Origin of the sequence: Devosia sp., assembly GCF_048261455.1 — a bacterium.
Taxonomy (GTDB): domain Bacteria; phylum Pseudomonadota; class Alphaproteobacteria; order Rhizobiales; family Devosiaceae; genus Devosia_A.
The window spans coordinates 1-18,064 of the sequence record NZ_JBLXGA010000033.1 but is presented as its reverse complement, the minus strand read 5'-3'; the positions used below and the strand labels follow the sequence as shown (position 1 = coordinate 18,064).

13 protein-coding genes are annotated in these 18,064 nt (G+C 64.5%); 6 read left to right on the top strand and 7 right to left on the bottom strand.

Annotated features, from left to right (window positions below; all coding sequences use genetic code 11):
• Positions 1 to 180 (top strand): metal ABC transporter permease (locus ACN0TK_RS18245; protein WP_417310973.1); only part of this gene is annotated, 180 nt, incomplete at its 5' end.
• Positions 180 to 1,037 (top strand): metal ABC transporter permease, encoded by an 858-nt coding sequence (locus tag ACN0TK_RS18240; protein WP_417310972.1) that lies wholly within the window; start codon positions 180 to 182, stop codon positions 1,035 to 1,037. The genes ACN0TK_RS18245 and ACN0TK_RS18240, both read left to right, overlap by 1 nt.
• A gap of 30 nt (positions 1,038 to 1,067) precedes the next feature.
• Here the strand turns inward: ACN0TK_RS18240 and ACN0TK_RS18235 are convergent, their stop codons facing one another.
• From ACN0TK_RS18235 to ACN0TK_RS18225, 3 genes are all read right to left on the bottom strand, one after another.
• Positions 1,068 to 1,994, bottom strand: coding sequence for a DMT family transporter (locus ACN0TK_RS18235; RefSeq protein WP_417310971.1), 927 nt, complete (start codon positions 1,992 to 1,994; stop codon positions 1,068 to 1,070).
• Between the two features lies 1 nt (position 1,995).
• A complete protein-coding gene (locus ACN0TK_RS18230) occupies positions 1,996 to 2,907 on the bottom strand; it encodes a DMT family transporter (protein WP_417310969.1) in 912 nt (303 codons plus the stop codon).
• Positions 2,908 to 3,048: 141 nt separating this feature from the next.
• Positions 3,049 to 5,544 carry a beta-mannosidase gene (locus tag ACN0TK_RS18225; RefSeq protein WP_417310968.1) on the bottom strand — a complete coding sequence of 832 codons (2,496 nt, stop codon included), beginning with the start codon at positions 5,542 to 5,544 and terminating at the stop codon, positions 3,049 to 3,051.
• 168 nt (positions 5,545 to 5,712) lie between these two features.
• On the opposite strand from ACN0TK_RS18225, the gene ACN0TK_RS18220 reads away from it, so the two are divergent.
• A complete protein-coding gene (locus ACN0TK_RS18220; protein ID WP_417310967.1) occupies positions 5,713 to 6,129 on the top strand; it encodes a DUF4260 domain-containing protein in 417 nt (138 codons plus the stop codon).
• On the top strand, positions 6,113 to 6,667 hold the full coding sequence (locus ACN0TK_RS18215) for a TetR/AcrR family transcriptional regulator (RefSeq protein WP_417310966.1): 555 nt from the start codon (positions 6,113 to 6,115) through the stop codon (positions 6,665 to 6,667). Before ACN0TK_RS18220 ends, ACN0TK_RS18215 begins: the two co-directional genes overlap by 17 nt.
• 3 nt (positions 6,668 to 6,670) lie before the next feature.
• Here ACN0TK_RS18215 and ACN0TK_RS18210 read toward each other — a convergent pair whose 3' ends face one another.
• Complete coding sequence (locus ACN0TK_RS18210) at positions 6,671 to 8,518, bottom strand: ABC transporter ATP-binding protein (RefSeq protein WP_417310975.1); 1,848 nt, start codon at positions 8,516 to 8,518, stop codon at positions 6,671 to 6,673.
• A gap of 334 nt (positions 8,519 to 8,852) precedes the next feature.
• Between ACN0TK_RS18210 and pepN the strand changes: the two genes are divergently transcribed.
• Positions 8,853 to 11,492 carry an aminopeptidase N gene (pepN, locus tag ACN0TK_RS18205; protein ID WP_417310965.1) on the top strand — a complete coding sequence of 880 codons (2,640 nt, stop codon included), beginning with the start codon at positions 8,853 to 8,855 and terminating at the stop codon, positions 11,490 to 11,492.
• Positions 11,493 to 11,760: 268 nt separating this feature from the next.
• Complete coding sequence (locus ACN0TK_RS18200) at positions 11,761 to 13,167, top strand: ATP-binding protein (protein WP_417310964.1); 1,407 nt, start codon at positions 11,761 to 11,763, stop codon at positions 13,165 to 13,167.
• A gap of 6 nt (positions 13,168 to 13,173) precedes the next feature.
• Here ACN0TK_RS18200 and ACN0TK_RS18195 read toward each other — a convergent pair whose 3' ends face one another.
• The 3 genes from ACN0TK_RS18195 to ACN0TK_RS18185 all read right to left on the bottom strand — a co-directional run bounded on the left by ACN0TK_RS18195 (position 13,174) and on the right by ACN0TK_RS18185 (position 18,055).
• A complete protein-coding gene (locus ACN0TK_RS18195) occupies positions 13,174 to 15,957 on the bottom strand; it encodes a bifunctional [glutamine synthetase] adenylyltransferase/[glutamine synthetase]-adenylyl-L-tyrosine phosphorylase (RefSeq protein ID WP_417310963.1) in 2,784 nt (927 codons plus the stop codon).
• A 68-nt stretch (positions 15,958 to 16,025) separates the two neighbouring features.
• On the bottom strand, positions 16,026 to 17,426 hold the full coding sequence (locus tag ACN0TK_RS18190) for an ATP-binding protein (RefSeq protein ID WP_417310962.1): 1,401 nt from the start codon (positions 17,424 to 17,426) through the stop codon (positions 16,026 to 16,028).
• A 5-nt stretch (positions 17,427 to 17,431) separates the two neighbouring features.
• The gene (locus ACN0TK_RS18185) at positions 17,432 to 18,055 is read right to left on the bottom strand and encodes a winged helix-turn-helix domain-containing protein (protein WP_417310974.1); all 624 of its coding nucleotides are present in this window, start codon (positions 18,053 to 18,055) and stop codon (positions 17,432 to 17,434) included.
• Positions 18,056 to 18,064: the final 9 nt, after the last annotated feature.

Genomic DNA, 18,064 nt, shown 5'->3' with positions numbered 1-18,064 from the left:
GCATTGGGCTCGGTCACCTCGGCTGTCGGCGCCTACCTCAGCTTTTTCATAGACGGCGCCACCGGCGGGGTCATCGTCTCCCTACAGACGGCAGTATTCCTGCTCGCCTTTTTCTTTGCTCCCAAACACGGGCGCATCGCCTCGCGACGCCGGGCCCTGCGCGAAGGTGGTCTCAGCTGATGGACAGCGTCATCACCTTTTTCGCCGAGCCCCTCAGCTACGAGTTCATGCAGCGCGCAGTGCTCGTTTCTATCCTCGTCGGCGCCGTCTCTGCCGTGTTGAGCTGTCTGCTGGTCCTCAAGGGCTGGTCGCTGATGGGCGACGCCATCTCGCATGCTGTGCTGCCCGGCATCGTCCTCGCCTATGTGGTGGGACTGCCCATTGCCATCGGCGCCTTCGTCGCGGGCCTCTTCGCCGCGGTCAGCACCGGCTATCTCAAGGACAACAGCCGGATCAAGGAAGACACCGCCATGGGAATCGTCTTCACCGGCATGTTCGCTGTGGGCCTCGTGCTGTTCAGCCGCATCGAGACCGAGCAGCATCTCAACCACATCCTGTTCGGTGATGTGCTGGGGATCAGCTGGGGCGACCTCATCGAAACCGCCATTATCGCGGTGGGTACCCTGGCGATCGTTCTCGTCAAGCGGCGCGACTTCCTGCTCTATGCGTTCGATCCGCAACATGCGCGCGCCATCGGGCTGCGGGTTGGCCTGCTGCACTACGGGCTGCTCGCCATGCTGTCGATCACGATCGTCGCGTCGCTCCAGGCTGTGGGGATCATCCTCGTCGTCGCCATGCTGATCGCCCCGGGGGCCATCGGATTCCTGCTGTCGCGCCGCTTCGACACCATGCTGTTGATCGCAGTTTCCGTCGCCATCAGCTCGGGCGTGCTCGGCACGGTGATAAGCTACTGGATCAACGGCAGCACCGGACCCTCGATCGTCCTGATCCAGGCTGCCGTGTTCCTGATGGCCCTGCTCTTCGCCCCCGGCCGCGGGATATTGCGGCGGCGAGTAGCGCCGTCAGAAGCCGTCTGAGGAACTGCCTCTGGCTCTCGGCCGCGAGGGTTAGCTCCGGATTGGCGCGCTCGAGACGACGGTCTTGGCCAGCTGCTGTTCGCGCAGCCAGATGTAGAGGCCGGAACCGATGACGATCGGCGCACCGATGAACACCCAGACGTCGGGTGGCTCGTTGAAGATCAGCCAGCTCGACAGCGACAAATAGATGATCAGCGAATAGTTGAACGGCGCCAGCACCGAGGCGGGCGCCAGCCGATGCGCCACGGTCAGCACCTGGTGGCCGACCAGTGCCGCGGTCCCGATCAGGAAGAACGGGATCCACTGCGACAGGCCCTCGGGCCACACCCAGCCACCGAAGGCCAGGGCGATCGGCACCATGAACAGGGTCGAAACGCCAGCGGCGTAGAACTGCTGGGTCAGCGTGCCATCGACACCCGCCAGCATCCGGGTCAAGAGCAGATAAAATGCGTTGAACAGCACGCAGAGCAGCGAGATGAACACTGCCGGGTGGAACTCGGCCGTGCCCGGCTGCACGATGATGATGACGCCGACGAAGCCGACAATGATCGCCAGCCAGCGCCGCCAGCCGACCTTCTCGCCGAGGATCGGGATCGACAGGGCGCACAGGATCAACGGCATGGTGAAGTTGATCGATGCCGTCACGGTCAGCGGGATGTAGGTGATGGCGATGAAATTGGCGATGGTCGAGCCGAGAAGGCACAGCGCCCGCAGGATTTCCAGCAGCGGCCGTCGCGTGGTGACCAGCGCCACAGGCCCCTCGCGCGGCGCGAAAAGGGCCATGACCAGCACGAACTGGCCGGTATAGCGCACCAGCACCACTTCCATGGTCGGCAGGCCGCTGAGGGTCAGCCACTTGGCGCAGCTGTCGATCACCGAAAAGCAGAAATAGCCGAACAGCACGAGCCCGATGCCGAGCAGTCGCTTGTCCTCGATCGGCTTGATCACGGCCACCATCTCAATCCACCACCTGGGCCAGTTGCACCGGCTTTTTCAGCTGGCGCTCGCGCAGCCAGATATAGAGCCCGGAGCCAATAATGATCGGCGCACCAAGATAGAACCACATGTCGGGCGGTTCGTTGAACACCACCCAGCTCGCCATGGCGAGCAGCAGCAGCTCGGAATAGCTGAAGGGGGCGAGCACCGAGGGCGAGGCATAGCGCAGCGCGATGGAATTGAGCTGATGCGCGATCATGCCGACAACGCCGGCAAGACAGAAGGCGATCCAGGTCGGGCCGTCACTGGGCCAGACCCAGCCGTTGAAGGCGAAAGGCGCAATGCAGGTGACGGCGATTAGTCCGGCATACACCTGCTGCGTCGCCGGGGAATCCACACCGGCCAGCTTGCGCGTGAAGATCGTGTAGAGCGCTGCCGCAAGGGCCCCCGCCAGACAGAGGAGCGACGCGGGATGGAAGGCTTCGGTGCCCGGGCGAATGATGATCAGGATGCCGATGAACCCGGTCCCAACGGCGGCCCAGCGGCGCCAGCCGACCTTTTCGCCGAGCATCGGCCCCGACAAAGCGGTGACCATCAGCGGCATGGTGAAGAGCAGCGCACCTGTCACGGTGAGAGGCAGAAAGCGCATGGCGAAGAAATTGGCCAATGTCACCGCCAGCAGCGACAGGCCGCGCAGCACTTCGAGCTTCCAGTTGTTGGAGCGGAACAGGCCGCGCTGCATCGGCAGGAAGAGCGCGATGGTCAGCGCCACGTGCACGCCGTAGCGCACGAAGACGATCTCGGTCGTCGGCAGGCCTGCGACGGCCATGTATTTGGCGGAGCTGTCGAGCGTGGCGAAGAACAGCTGGGCGAACAGCAGAATGCCGATACCGAGGTTCCTGCGCTCCTCGACGGGCGCAATCGTGCTGGCCATGACCTGGATCCGAAGCCGCTTTGGGCGGCGAGTGAGGGAACCTCAGACAAGCGGGTCGGCGCCCGCGCTGTCAATGGCAGCGCGGGCGCAATCCGTTCGGCAGGTCATTGAAGTGACCCCAGACGAAAGCCAGCCCTGGGGTCAGTACGTCTGGCGCAAGTGGCCAATCTTCAGACTGTCGGCCAGCGCGGTGCGCGATACGACCGCGCCGAGTCGCGGGGTGAAGCTGAGCTCCACCTCACGGCCCGGCAAGAGGGTGATCGCGTTATCGGAGAAATAGCCCGGCACATCGACTGTTGCGGTGACGAACAGCGCCGGCTTGTCGGCGCTGAGGACGAGCACAGGTGCCTCCTCGGTGCCCGACCACGTCGCCGTCACTTCCGCCTCGGCAAGGTCATAGGCCTTGTAGGCTTTGGGGAAATAGTCGTTGGCACCCAACCCTCTGCCCTCGGCGTCCGTCCAGCTGAAATAGAGGAACTCGTTGGCTTGGAGATCGGCGATCTTCAGACGCGTCAGCTCCACCGCGCCGTCGGGTGAGGTTTCGCCACTCGGAGACGCCACTACGCGGGTCGCGCCAGTCAACGCGTCGACGGCCAACACTTCCAGCGTAATTGATGCAGCCGCGGCGGTATCATTGATGGCGCGGAACAGCAGGCTGTCGTCTTCGGGCACGACCACGACATTGATCGGGGCAAAGAAGCGCTTGGCCATATAGTGCAGCAGCTTCCACTGGCCGCCGTAGTCGAGGCTCGACCAGCTTGCGACGGGATAGGTGTCGTTGATCTGCCAGTAGAGCGTGCCCATGCAGCGCGGCCGCGTGGAACGCCAGTATTCGATGGCGGTCTTGATGGCGAGGCCCTGCTGCACCTGGCTCAGGAACACCATCTGCTCGAAGTTCCTGGGGAAGCGGAAATAGCGCGTCATGGTTTCGACGATGCGCGTATTGCCGCCGACGTTGCGCTGATGCGCCTCCATCACCGGAGCCGAGGGATTGCGGTCGCCGGGCCCGGTGAAGCTTTCGATGACATTCATCGAGGTGAAGCTCTGAAATCCGAACTCGGAGGCAAAGCGCGGGTTGATGTCGCGATAGGCCGAAAAATCCTTGGCCGAGTGCCAGACGTCCCAGTAGTGGGAATCGCCGCGGGTATCGAGGTGCCAGCCATCGGCGAAGTCGAGATAGCCGAGCGAGGGCGAGGACGGCCAGAAGCGGCGCGCCGGATCCTCGGTCTCGACGATCAGGTGGAGCATCGAGTTCAGCCGGTCATAGTTCGCCACATAGCGCTCCGGCTGCGCCTTGGTCTCGGGATACCAGCCGAGCGAGCCGATGACCTCGTTGTCGCCGCACCACAGCGCCAGCGAGGCATGGTGGCTGAGCCGGCGCACCTGCTGCGTGATCTCGGTCGCGACGTCGTCCAGGAATTCGCGGTTCGAGGGGTAGCTCATGCACGAGAACATGAAATCCTGCCAGACCAGCAGGCCCAGTTCGTCGCACAGCTCGTAGAAGTAATCGGGCTCATATTGCCCGCCGCCCCAGACGCGGATCATGTTCATGTTGACCGCGGCGGCGCTCTCGAGCAGGTCGCGAACCACCTCTTCGGTGATGCGTGACGGTATCGCGTCGGCCGGGATCCAGTTGGCGCCAAAGGCGAAGATATCGCGGCCGTTGATACGGCACTTGAAATTGTGGTCGATGTCGTCGGGCTCGACGATCCACTCCAATTTGCGCAGGCCAATCCTGCGCGTCGTCACCTCGCCATCCATGGTGGTGACCAGAGGATAGAGCGTCTGCGCGCCCTGCCCGTTCGGCCACCACAGGTCTGGTTCGGCAATGGTGATCGTGTGGGTAAAGCTGTTCTCGCCGGCCCGCACGGCGACCGTCTCGGCGATGGTCTGGCCATCGATCTCGTGGCGCAGCGCCACCTCGCCATCGGCAAAGGCAAAAAGCCGGGTCGTGATGGTCAGCTCGACCTTATCCGCCTCGTGCTTCTGGTCGACCTGCACGCTCTCCTGGCGCGCCAACCGGTGGCGGCGCAGCGCCATGCGGCCATAGACGCCGGTCGGCATCAGCCGGATGCCCCAGTCCCAACCGGCATGGCAGGCGGTCTTGCGCACGAAGTTGAGGTGCACACCGTCGAGCCCGTTCGACAGGTAGTTGTAGGTGAAGGGGATCGGGAAGGGATGCGCGTCGGCCCGCGCCTTGGCCACATCCTTGGCGACGGCAAATTCGAAGCGCAGCGTATTGGTGCCCTCGCGCAGCTTGCCGGTAACGTCGATGTCGTAGCGGATGAACTGGTTCTGCGTTTCGGCAATCGGCGCATCGTTCAGAAACACCGTGGCGATCGTGTCGATGTTTTCGAGCGTCAGCGTCAGATAGCCGGCGATGTCCTCGGCGCTCGCGGTGAAGCTGCGCTCCATGGTCCAGGGGGTGTGATGCACCCACAGCGCGTCTTTCTCGTTCTCGCCGAAATAGGGATCGGGGATTTCGTCGGCGTCGAGCAGCGCGGTGTGCACATCGCCGGGCAGCGTGATTGGCAGGTCAAGCGCACGGCTCGGCGAGGTCAGCCGGAACGGCCCGGCGAGGTTCAGTTCGCCATAGCTGTTGGACGCGGAAAGCGTTTCGGTGGCGGGCTGGGTCATGGATGGTCCTCGTCGTCCGGCTGGTGCCTAGGGTGAAATCGATTTCAGCCGATGCGGCGTTCTAGCGAGGGCGCCCGCGGCTGCCAATGGCGGATTCACACAGTCTTTGACAGCCATGGCTACCGGGTGTAGCCATCAAGGCTAATGGTATTAGCTAAGGTCTGATTGATGACGACGTCCAGCGCATTTCCACCGAGGTCAGTGACGGTGCTGCTGAGGCTTGAAGGCCTCGCCGCGCTGGTGGCCACCGTCATCGCCTATCAGATGCTCGGCGGGAACTGGTGGCTGTTCGCCGCCCTGCTCCTCGCGCCGGACCTGTCGATGTTCGGTGGGTTGGCCGGCCCGCGTCGCGGAGCCCAGATTTATAATCTCGCCCATACCTGGCTCGTCCCGGCTGGCCTCGCCGGCATCGGGCTTGTCACGAACCTGCCGCTGCTCCTGCAGCTCGCCTGTGTCTGGGGCGCACATATCGGCATGGACCGGGCGCTCGGCTATGGCCTCAAATATCCCGAGGGCTTTGACCACACCCATCTTGGTCTCATCGGCAAGTCGGCGAAGGCTGCGCGCAATGCCGACCCCCGCTAAGACATCGGCCGACCGGATCGTCGGCATCGCGCGCGCTCTCGTCGAGACGTCGGGGCCCGAGGCTTTGACCATGGGCGCCGTCGCCAGCGAGGCTGGCGTCAAACCGCCCTCGCTCTACAAGCATTTCGCTGATCGTGCGGCGCTGCTCAAGGCGGTAGAGATCGCGATCATGCAGGACCTCGAAAGCACGCTACGACGGGAAAACGAGGGCCCAACCCCGCCGGCGCGGCTCGCCAGCCTGGCGGCGTCCTATCGGCGTTTCGCCAAGGCGGCACCGAACCGTTATCGCGCCATCTATAGCGGCGAAGCCTTCACCGACCCCGAGATCCGCGAGGTCTGCCTGTTCGCGGCGCAACCCCTGTTCGAGGCGTTGCGTGCGGCGGGTGTGGCGGAGGCGCGGGTGCTGCCGCTGGCCCGCACCTTCACCGCGTTCCTCCACGGCTTCGTGCTGATGGAAATCGGCAACGCCTTCAACCTTGGCGGCAGCGTCGACGAGGCCTTCGAGAGCGGCCTCGCCACGCTGTTGCGCGACCTGTAGCGGCTATTCCGCCGCTTCATCCACGTTGTCCTGCAAAAAGCCGCCCGACTGGCGGTTCCACAGGCTGGCATAGGTGCCGCCCTGCTCGAGCAGTTCGGCATGGCTGCCCTGCTCGATAATCTGCCCCTTGTCGAGGACGATCAGCCGGTCCATCGCAGCGATGGTCGAGAGCCGGTGAGCGATGGCGATCACCGTCTTGCCCTGCATCAGCCGGTCGAGCTGGCTCTGGATCGCCGCCTCGACCTCGCTGTCGAGGGCCGAGGTGGCCTCGTCGAGCACCAGGATCGGCGCATCCTTCAGCAGCACACGGGCGATGGCGATACGCTGGCGCTGGCCACCGGAGAGCTTTACGCCGCGCTCGCCCACATGGGCATCGAACCCCGTCCGGCCTTCGCGGTCGGCGAGCGTATCGATGAACAGGTCAGCCTCGGCCAGCCGCGCCGCTTCGCGCATCTGCTCTTCCGTCGCATCGGGACGGCCATACATGATGTTCTCGCGCACCGAGCGATGCAGCAGCGAGGTATCCTGCGTGACAACGCCGATCTGGGCGCGCAGTGTATCCTGCTGCACCTGCGCGATGTCCTTGCCGTCGATGGTGATCGTCCCGCCCTCGCGGTCGTAGAACCGCAGCAGCAGGTTGACGATGGTCGACTTGCCGGCACCCGAGCGCCCGACCAGACCGATCTTCTCGCCAGGCCGGATGTGCAAGTCGAGGTGGTCGATCACCCCCTTGTCCTTGCCATAATGGAAGCTGACGTCGTTGAAGCGCACGTCACCCTGCACCTCACCGAGCGGCTTGGCATCGGGCACGTCGGCAACCACGCGCGGCAGCGAGATGGAGTTGATGCCATCGCGTACGACGCCGAGGTTTTCGAACAGCGCCGACATTTCCCACATCACCCACTGGCTCATGCCCTGCAGGCGCAGCACCAGACCGGCGCCGATCGCCACCGTGCCGGCTGTCGCATTGCCGTTCAGCCACTGCGCGATGGCGATGCCGACCACCGCGGCGAGCAGCAGGTAGTTCATGGCGCTGATCGTGATCTGCAGGATCGAGACCATGCGCATCTGCCGGTGCACGGTGCCCATGAACTGATCCATGGCCTCGTGCGCATAGGATTCCTCGCGACGCGAATGCGAGAACAGCTTTACCGTGGCGATATTGGTGTAGCTGTCGACGATCCGGCCGGTCATCATCGAGCGCGCGTCGGCCTGCATTTCGGAGATCTTGCCAAGCCGCGGGATGTAGTACCACAGCAGCACGGAATAGGCCGCGAGCCAGACGACGAAGGGTACGGCCATCCAGGCGTCCGAGAACAGTGCCAGGAGCAGCGCGCCGGCGAAGTAGACGACCACATAGACGGTGACGTCGAGCAGTTTCATCACCACTTCGCGCAACGCGAGCGCCGTCTGCATCAGCTTGGCGCCGATGCGGCCGGCAAACTCGTCCTGGAAGTAGCTCATCGACTGCCGGATCAGGTAGCGATGCGCCAGCCAGCGGATGCGCTGCGGGAAATTGCCCAGCAGCGTCTGGTGGATGATGAAGGTGTCGACGAATTGCAGCGCCGGCAGCACGCCGATGAGCACGATGCCCATCAGCCACAGCTTCCAGCCTTCGGTTTCGAGGAAGGTTGCGCGGTCGGCATTGCTCAGCCAGTCGACGACCGAGCCGAGAAAACCGAACAGCATGACTTCGCCGAGCGCGATAAGCGCACCGAGTACCGCCATGGCCAGCAGCCAGCGCTTTGCCCCTTTGGAGTAGTGCAAGGCAAAGGCCAGCATGCCCTGAGGCGGCTGTTCCGGCTCGGCGCGGGGATATGGGTTGAGCCGCGACTCGAACCAGTTGAACATTCTGTCGATCATTGCGCCGCTCCGTGCACAGACTAGAAACGCCGACACCGCTACGACCTCAAGCATGGTTGAGGTCAAGCGCTCTGCCGGTGCGAGGGTTTTGCCCTCAGCAAGAAATTGGATTACGCACAGGACACGCCAATGGCGTGACAGAGGTGCGGCCAGACGATGCAGCCCGGGTACCGTAATGCTGCCGGAATCGGCAGCCAGACATCCCATAGCTGATCGATCAGCCGCACAGAATATCGAAATGCGCAAAATCTGGCTGTAGCGGTCAGGATACAGTCTGCGCCCATTACGTTTAAGCCATCACGACGAACGCCCCGGAGCAACAATGCGCGGTGACACCGACGAAGCGATTTTCCTCAAGGATTACGCGCCGACCCCCTATCTCGTGGAAAAAGTCGAACTGGACGTGCTGTTCAAGCCCGACCGGACGCGCGTGCGGGCACTGCTGACGCTGGTGCCCCGCGACACGACCGAACCGGGCACCCCGCTGGAGCTCGACGGCGACGCGCTGACGCTCGATTCCATCGCCGTCGACGGGCTGCCGCTGGCGCTCACGGCCTACAAGGAAACCGAAGCCGGGCTGACCCTCATCGAGCCGCCGCACAAGCGCTTCGTCCTCGAAACCAATGTCTGGCTGGAACCTGAGAACAATACCGAGCTGATGGGGCTCTATCGCTCCAGCGGCACCTGGTGCACGCAATGCGAGCCCGAGGGCTTTCGGCGGATCACCTACTACCTCGACCGCCCGGACGTGCTGGCGCCGTTCAAGGTGAAGATGACTGCCGACCGCCAGCTCGCGCCGGTGCTGCTGTCGAACGGCAATCTCGTCGATCAGGGTCAGAAGGACGACGGCATGCATTTCGCCGTCTGGGAGGACCCCCACCCCAAGCCCGCCTATCTGTTCGCCATGGTTGCCGGCGACCTCGGGTCGATCCACGACAGTTTCACCACGATGTCCGGCCGGGACGTTGCCCTCGGCATCTACTGCGAACACGGCAAGGAAGACCGCTGCGCCTATGCGATGGACTCGCTCAAGCGCTCCATGGCCTGGGACGAAAAACGCTTCGGCCGCGAGTACGACCTCGACATCTTCAACGTCGTCGCCGTCTCCGATTTCAACTTCGGCGCGATGGAGAACAAGGGTCTCAACATCTTCAACGACAAGCTGGTGTTCGCGCAGCCGGAGACGGCAACCGACGCCGACTACGCGTCGATCGAGAGCGTCATCGGCCACGAGTATTTCCACAATTGGAGCGGCAACAGAGTCACTTGTCGTGATTGGTTCCAGCTGTGCCTCAAGGAAGGACTCACGGTCTATCGCGATCAGGAATTCTCGATGGACGAGCGGTCCCGGCCGGTGAACCGCATCGAGGACGTGCGCCAGTTGCGCCAGATTCAGTTCCCCGAGGATGGCGGGCCGCTGGCCCATCCGGCGCGGCCGGACAACTACCGCGAGATCAACAACTTCTACACCGCGACCGTTTACGAGAAGGGTGCCGAAATCGTCCGCATGCTGGCGACGCTCCTGGGCGAGGCGGATTTCCGCAAGGGGCTCGACCTCTATTTCGAGCGCCATGACGGCGACGCGACCACGATCGAGGCCTTCATCGCCGCTTTCGAAGAGGCGACGGGCAGCGATCTGCAGCAGTTCCAGCAATGGTATCTGCAAGCCGGAACGCCCGAACTCAAGGTGACGGACCGGTACGATCCGGAGACGCAAACCTATGTGCTGGAGCTGACCCAGTCGACACCCCCTACCCCCGGTCAGTCCGAAAAGCAGCCGATGGTGCTGCCGATCAAGTTCGGCCTGATTGGCCCGAACGGCTCGGAGATGAATTGGGACACGGTATCGGGCGGAGAGGTGCGCGACGACATGATCGTCATGAACACGCCCAGCCTGGCGCTCACCTTCACGGGCATTCCCAACCGGCCGGTGCCGTCGCTGCTGCGCGGCTTTTCGGCGCCGGTGAAACTGAAAACGCCGCTGGAGCAGGACGACGAGTTGTTCCTCGCCCGGCACGACAGCGATCCGTTCAACCGCTGGCAGGCGCTGCAGGACGTTGCCACCCGGCTCATGACCGAAGCCGTGGCCGGAACGGACTGGAGCGACGCCGACCTCGACGGCATCGCCAGCGCGCTCGAGGAAACACTGGCGTCCAAGGATCTCGATCCGGCGTTCAAGGCCAATGCCCTAGCCCTGCCGGCGGAGCAGACCATCGCACGCGCCATCGGGCAGGACATCGATCCAGCCCGCATTCACGCCGTGCGCGACGCTCTGATTTCGGGGATCGTATCCAGGCTCGCCGAGACGCTCGAAAAGCTCTACCTGACCAATGACAGCCGGCTCAGCTATTCGCCCGATTTCAAGCAGGCCGGCCGGCGGGCGATGAAGAATGCCGCACTCTCGCTGCTGGTCGCTGGTGGCACCGCGCATGGGCCCAGGCTGGCGCGCGAGCAATACGAGCGGGCGCAGAACATGACCGACCGGATCGCGGCATTGACACCCATTGTCACCGCCTGGACCCCGGATGCGCAGGCACTGCTCGGTGATTTCCGCACCATGTACACGGCCGACCCGCTCGTGCTCGACAAGTGGCTCGCACTCAATGCAGCCGCACCGGACGAGGGCGTCATCGGCCGGATCAAGGCAATCCTCGCCGACCCGAGCTTTCCCAGGAACAACCCCAACCGGCTACGGGCACTGATGGGGACGTTCGCCATGCGCAACCCGACCCAGTTCGCCCGTGCCGACGGCGCCGGCTTCCGGCTGGTCTCGGAGTTCGTTGCCGATGTCGACACGCGCAATCCGCAGGTTGCGGCGCGGGTGCTGACGGCTTTCCGGGTGTGGAAGATGTACGAGCCCACCCGTCGTGCGGCTGCCGAGAACGCGCTGAAATCGCTTAAGGAATCAGGCGATCTGAGCCGAAACACCGCCGAAATCCTAGATCGGACGCTGGCCGGTTAACGGATCGTTACGGGTCCAAGATTTTTTTTGACGGCTAAGTGACTCAGCAGACTCATGAAATCCGGGCGTCCCCATAGGGGGCGCTCGGTGCCCTCTGGACACAGCGCGCAAACCCGATTCAAATTCGGGTCACGGGGCGGGTGTTTGGTCACCCCAATTCAAGAGTTGCGGAGAAAACTGGATGCGGTCGACGGAGCAATCCGGCGTCGGTGCGGAGCGATTCAGCGCCGCCACCCATGTTGGTGAGCAGGATAGATTGGGACAGGTCATGAGCTGGCTGAAGAGCCGCATCACCAGGGTCTCACCCGTCAGCATTGCCGTCGCCGCCACAGCTTTCTCAGCCGCGAGCCTGTTCGTCGTCACCGACGTGATCCAGCTTCTGGGTGCGTCAGCTGACACCGGCATCATGCAGATGACGGCCTCGGCTGGCGCCCCAGGACCCAGCACCGATGCAACCTCCGCGATCGCTTGGCGCAGCGGCGGCGCCTTCAGCCTCGCACTGCTGGTCAGCGGGCTTGCCTATCGCCGGCGGGAAGCGCCCGAGCCGGCACCGACGCCGAAGGCCGACCCCTCAACGCTCATTGCGGCAATGCCATTCGGCGTCGCATGCTGGACGGCCGAGGGCAAGCTGGTCGCCTGCAATACGCGCTTCGCCACCCGCGTCGGCGAAAGGAAAACGCTCACGCCGGGGATGCATTATTCCGACGTCGTGCATGCCATGATCCAGAACGGCACCATGGCGCCTGTCCATGAGGACGTGAACGACCGGCTCCTCGAACTGCACCGCCCCGACGGCGCGACCCTGCTGTTCGAGGAACGCCCGCTGGAAACCGGTGGCTTCGTGACGCTGGTGATGGATGTCACCGAGAGCCGCCGCACGACGACCATGCTGGCTTCGATCCGTGAAGAGCAACGCGAGCTGGCACGGCGCTACCACGAGGAAAAGCTGCGGGCCGAAGCCGCCAGCCGCTCGAAAACCTCGTTCCTCGCCCATCTCAGCCACGACATCCGCACGCCGCTCAATCACATCATCGGCTTCGCCGACATGCTGCACGAGCAGCCCTATGGCGAGTTGGGCGACGCACGCTATCTGAACTATGTCGAGGCGGTGAAAGGGTCGGGCGAACGGCTGCTCGGCTTTTTTGCCTCGATTCTGGAGCTCGCGGAGCTCGAAGGCGGGCGGCGCGATCTGCGCAGCGAACAATTTACAGCCGACGATCTGCTGCTCACCGTACTGCGCCGGTTTTCCAGCCAGGCGCAGCGCGCCGGACTGACGCTCGGGCTCGGCGGCGCCTGCCACGGCCTGCTCAATGCCGATCGTTTCGCGCTCGAGCGCATGGTCGGCAATCTGGTCGACAACGCCCTGCGCTTCACTGCGCGCGGCGGCCGCGTCACGCTTGCCGCCTATGCCGCAAATGACGGCGTGGTTCTGGAAATCACCGACACCGGCATCGGCATGACCGAAGAGCGGCTCGCGGCCCTGTCGCAGCCCTTCGTTTTTGGCGACTCGGCGCTCACCCGCGACCGCGAGGGCTCGGGCCTCGGCATCGCCATTTCGCGCGCCATTGCCGAGGCGTCCGGCGGGCATCTCGCTATCGACAGCCGCCAGGGCCTCGGCACGACTGTCGCCGTCAGCCTGCCGCTGGCCGAAGCAGACGCGGCGCGCGCCGCCTGACCCCGGTCACAGGGCAGCCGCCAGTTCATACCATTTCGCTGTCGCGGCGCTGGCTTCGTCCTGCATCTCGCGCAGATCTTCGTCCAGACGCGCGAATGTCGGCCGGTTGGTGCGCTGCGCCAGCAGTTCGCGAAAGCCATCGGTCCAGCCGGCATCCTTGAACGGATCGGCCAGCGCCGCGCTCATCACCTGAAGTACGGTCGTATAGAGCGCGTGAATTTCGGCGAGCCGAGCGCCCTCGGGCAGCAGGCCGGTTTCACCAAGCCGCTCCAGTACCCGGCGGACCGGCGCCTGCGGCACGTCGAGCGTCTTGCCGGCAACCAGTTGCGCCGACTGGGCCAGGAACTCGAGGTCGATGAGCCCGCCAGCCGCCAGTTTCAGATCGAAGGCGTGGCGCGGCGGACGATCGCGGGTCATGCGCGCGCGCATCTCGACGACATCGGCGATCACCTTGGCGGGGTCGCGGTGGTCAGCCAGCGTCTCGGCGATCAGCGCCTCGATCTCGCTGCCGAACCCAGCCTCCGCATAGGCCACGCGCGCCCGGCTCAGAGCCAGCCGCTCCCAGGTCCAGCTCTGCTCGTTGTGATACTGCACGAAGGCGCGCAGGCTCGTCGCCAGCGGTCCGGCATTGCCGGAGGGCCTGAGCCGCATGTCCGCCTCATAGAGCACGCCTTCCGAGGTCGGTGCGGACAGGGCCGCCAGCAGACGCTGGGTCAGGCGCGCGTAATACTGGCTCGCGGCAAGCGGCTTGTCGCCGTCGGATTCGGTGGTCGCGGCCGCATCGTAGAGCAGGATGAAATCGAGATCGGACTGCACCGTCATCTCACGGCTCGCCATCTTGCCGAAGGCCAGCAGCGCCACCCGCGCCCCGGGCACCTGTCCGTGCCGCTTCTCGAATTCGGCGCGGGCCGCGTCGAACATCCGACCCAGCAGTGCTTCGGCCAGCGTCGTATATTGCTCGCCTGCCCGGTCGGCATCGATGGTGCCGGACAGCAGCCCCGCCGCGATCAGGAACATCTGCTCCTGCCCGATGATACGGGCCCGATCGATCACGTCCTGATAGTCCAGCGCGTCGCCAAAAAAGTCATCGATCTTTTGCCGAAGAAACTCCGGACTGCGCACCTCCTCGCCATAGGCGGGGTCGATGAAGGCATCCATCACATGGGCGCGCTGGATCACTGCTTCTGCCATGCGCGGCGCCGCCGCCATCAGCGACACCAGCAGTGCGCGCAGGCTCTCGTGATTACGCAGCAGCGCAAACAGCTGCACGCCGGCCGGCAAACGGCCGAGGAAGCGATCGAAGCGCAGCAATGCTTCGTCGGGGTTGCCAGCCTGGCTCAGGGTCAGCAGCAGGCTGGGCACAAGTTCGGTCAGATGCGCCCGCGCCGCCGAGGTGCGGGTCGCGGCATAGCTGCCATAGTGCCATTTCTTCACCGTCGCCACGGCGCGCTTGGCGTCGGCAAAGCCCATGCCGGAGAGGGTTTCGAGCGTGCCCGGGTCGTCGTCCGAGCCAGTGAAGACCAGATTGCCGTCCAGCCCGGCGAGGCTCTCGCCTTCGGTGAACAGCAAGGCATAGTGGCCCGTCACCTCCTTCAGCGCTGCGAGGTACTCAGCCGAGAAGGTCTGGGGATCCCGCCCCATCATTTCCGCCACGGTGGCAATGTCCTCAGCGTCCTCCGGCATCACATGGGTCTGCTCGTCGCGCCGCATCTGCAGCCGGTTCTCGACCGCCCGCAGGAACCAGTAGGTCTCGGTCAGCGATGCCGCTGCTGCCGGCGTGATCCAGCCCGTCTCTCCCAAGGCCGCCAGCGCCGCACAGGTGGGCCGCACCCGCAGGTCCTTGTCGCGGCCACCGGCGATCAGCTGCTGGGTCTGCGCAAAGAACTCGATCTCGCGGATGCCGCCGACGCCGAGTTTGACATTATGTCCTTCGACACGCATGCCGCCGACGTGCTTGGCCATGTTGATCTGGCGCTTCATGGCGTGGATATCGGCAATGGTCGCGAAATCGAGATGCTTGCGCCACACATAGGGGGCGAGATCGGCGAGGAAGCGTTCTCCGACCTGCTTGTCGCCGGCGCAGGGCCGCGCCTTGATCCAGGCGGCGCGCTCCCAGTTCTGGCCGCGGCTCTCGTAATAGTTCAGCGCCGCATCGACATGCAGCGCCACCGGCGTGGCCCCCGGGTCGGGACGCAGCCGCAGGTCGGTGCGGAACACATAGCCATGTGCCGTGCGGTCCTGCATCAGATTGGCGAGCTTCTGGACGATGCGCGAATAGGTGCGCGTCGCTTCGATCGGATCGGCCAACTCGGTCCGCTCGGGATCGAAAAAGGCGACAATGTCGATATCGCTCGAATAGTTGAGCTCGCGACCGCCATGCTTGCCCAGCGCGAACAGCGCCAAGCCCGACTGCGCCGGGCGCGCCTCAGCCATCTGGCCCTTGGCCGCGGCGCGGCGTAGCAGCACCGCCAGACCGGCGTCGAGCGCAGCATCGGCGAGGTCGGACAACGCCGCCGTTGCCTGCTCGGTGGTCCAGCTACCGGTCACTTCCGCCGTGGCACTCAATAGCGCCAGACGGCCCTTGGCGAGGCGCAGCGCCTCACCGATCTCGTCCTCGGCACTCAGCGTGCTGCCGGCTTCTGCCAAGGCCTGCAGCTCGGCCGCGAGCACGTCATCCGGCGCGGCGTCGCGGGCGCTCGCGAACCATTCGGCGTGGCGGGTCGCGAGATCATCGAGATAGGGCGCGGCTGCGAACAGCGCTTCAAGCGTAACGGGGGACTGAGCACTCATGGGTGATGAGATAGCCGTCGCGAGACATCGGAACAAGCGCAGGCCCGCAATACATCCCGTGCGTCACCCTAGGTTGTCGGCAGATCGATCACCGCGCGCACCCCCGGGTCGTTGTCCTCGATCCGCAGCTCGCCGCCGTGGAGGCGTGCAACGGCGCCCACCAGCGACAGGCCCAGGCCAGAGCCGGGCTCGGTGCGGCTCTTTTCAAGCCGCACGAAGCGCTCGATGACGCGCTGACGATCTGCCTCGGCAATGCCGGGCCCATTGTCGGCAACGCTGATCCGCACACGCCCCCCTGCCCGCGCCACCCCGACCGAGATACGCCCCGCCGTGCCTTCCTGCGGCTCGTAATATTTCAGGGCATTCTCGATGAGATTGACCAGCGCCTGGCCGAGCAGTTCTCGGTTGCCGCGCAGCTTGACGTCCGGCGCGATCTCGGCGCTGAGCGTCAGCCCCTCGTCCTCTGCGAGCGGACTATAGAGTTCCGCGACATCGGTCGCGACCGCGCTCAGATCCACTTCCGCCAATGCCCCCGACGGTGCGCCGGCTTCGGCCCGGGCGATCATCAGCAGCGCGTTGAACGTCTTGATCAACTGGTCGCTCTCGGCAATCGTCAGTTCGAGCGCAGCACGGTGATCGGCGCCATCCCGGCCATCGCGCAGCGCCGATTCGGCGCGGTTGCGCATCCGGGTCAGCGGCGTTTTCAGGTCATGGGCGACGTTGTCGCTCACTTCCTTGAGCCCCTGCATCAGCTGTTCGATACGGTCGAGCATCTGGTTGAGGCTGCCCGCCAGAGCGTCGAACTCGTCGTCGTGCCGGGTGACCGGAACGCGCTCTGACAGATTGCCCGACATGATCTTGCGCGAGGTCGAGGCGATCGAGTCGATGCGCCGCAAGACACGCACCGAGGTGATGACCCCCGCCAGCAGCGCGAAGATCACGATGCCAATGACGCCGATCAGAAACCACTGGAAGATCATCGCGGTATAGCCGCGGCGCTCCACCACGTCGCGACCCACAACCAGCGTCAGACCACTGTCCAGCGTCACCGAGCGCACGATGGCATTGCCTTCGCGATCAGGGCTGTCGGGGGCGCCGAAGGGCCGCTGCTTGACGTAGTTGAAGCTATAGGTGCCGTTCTCCACCAAGACGGCTGCCGGCAGGTCCGAGACATTGCCGACGATCATCTGGCCATTGCCGTCAGCGAGATAATAGATGCCGGGCCCTGGCTGGCGCGCCAGGCGCTCGACGGCAAAAATCGCAGCACCGAGACCGGACCGGCGGTCGATCGCGACGATCTCGTTCGTCTCGCGGTCGATGGCCCTGCCCTGCACGCGCTGCAGTTCCACCGAAGACTGATAGGTGATCAGCCCGAGCAGCAGCACGGCGAACAGCACGAACAGCAGGATGAACAGCCCGGTCAGGCGAACCGTGGTTGTCCGGCCGAGCTGGGAGAGGCGCTGCCACACAGAGGTCAGTCCCTGATCATGTAGCCGGCACCGCGGATGGTGTGCAGCAAGGGGTTCGCATGGCCCTTGTCGATCTTGGCGCGCAGGCGCGACATGTGCACATCGATGACATTGGTCTGCGGGTCAAAATGATAGTCCCAGACGTTTTCGAGCAGCATGGTACGGGTCACGACCTTGCCAGCATTCTTCATCAGATACTCGAGCAAGCGAAACTCGCGCGGCTGCAGGATGATCTGCTCGCCATCGCGCTCCACCTTGCGGCTCAGCCGGTCGAGCCTCAGCCCGCCAATCTCGAAGGTCGTTGCGGCTTCTGCGGGCGAGGAGCGGCGCGCCAGCACTTCGATACGGGCCAGCAGTTCGGTGAAGGCATAGGGTTTGACGAGATAATCGTCGCCCCCGGCCCGCAGCCCGGTCACGCGGTCATCGACCTCACCCAGCGCCGACAGGATAAGCACCGGGGTATTGTCGTCCTCGGCGCGAAGGCTCTCGATGATCGACAACCCGTCGCGGCGCGGCAGCATGCGGTCCACCACCAGCACGTCATAGTCCATGCTGGAGGCCATGGCGTAGCCGGTTTCGCCGTCGCCGGCGTGGTGGCTCACATGCCCGGCTTCATCGAGCGACTGCATCAGATAGCT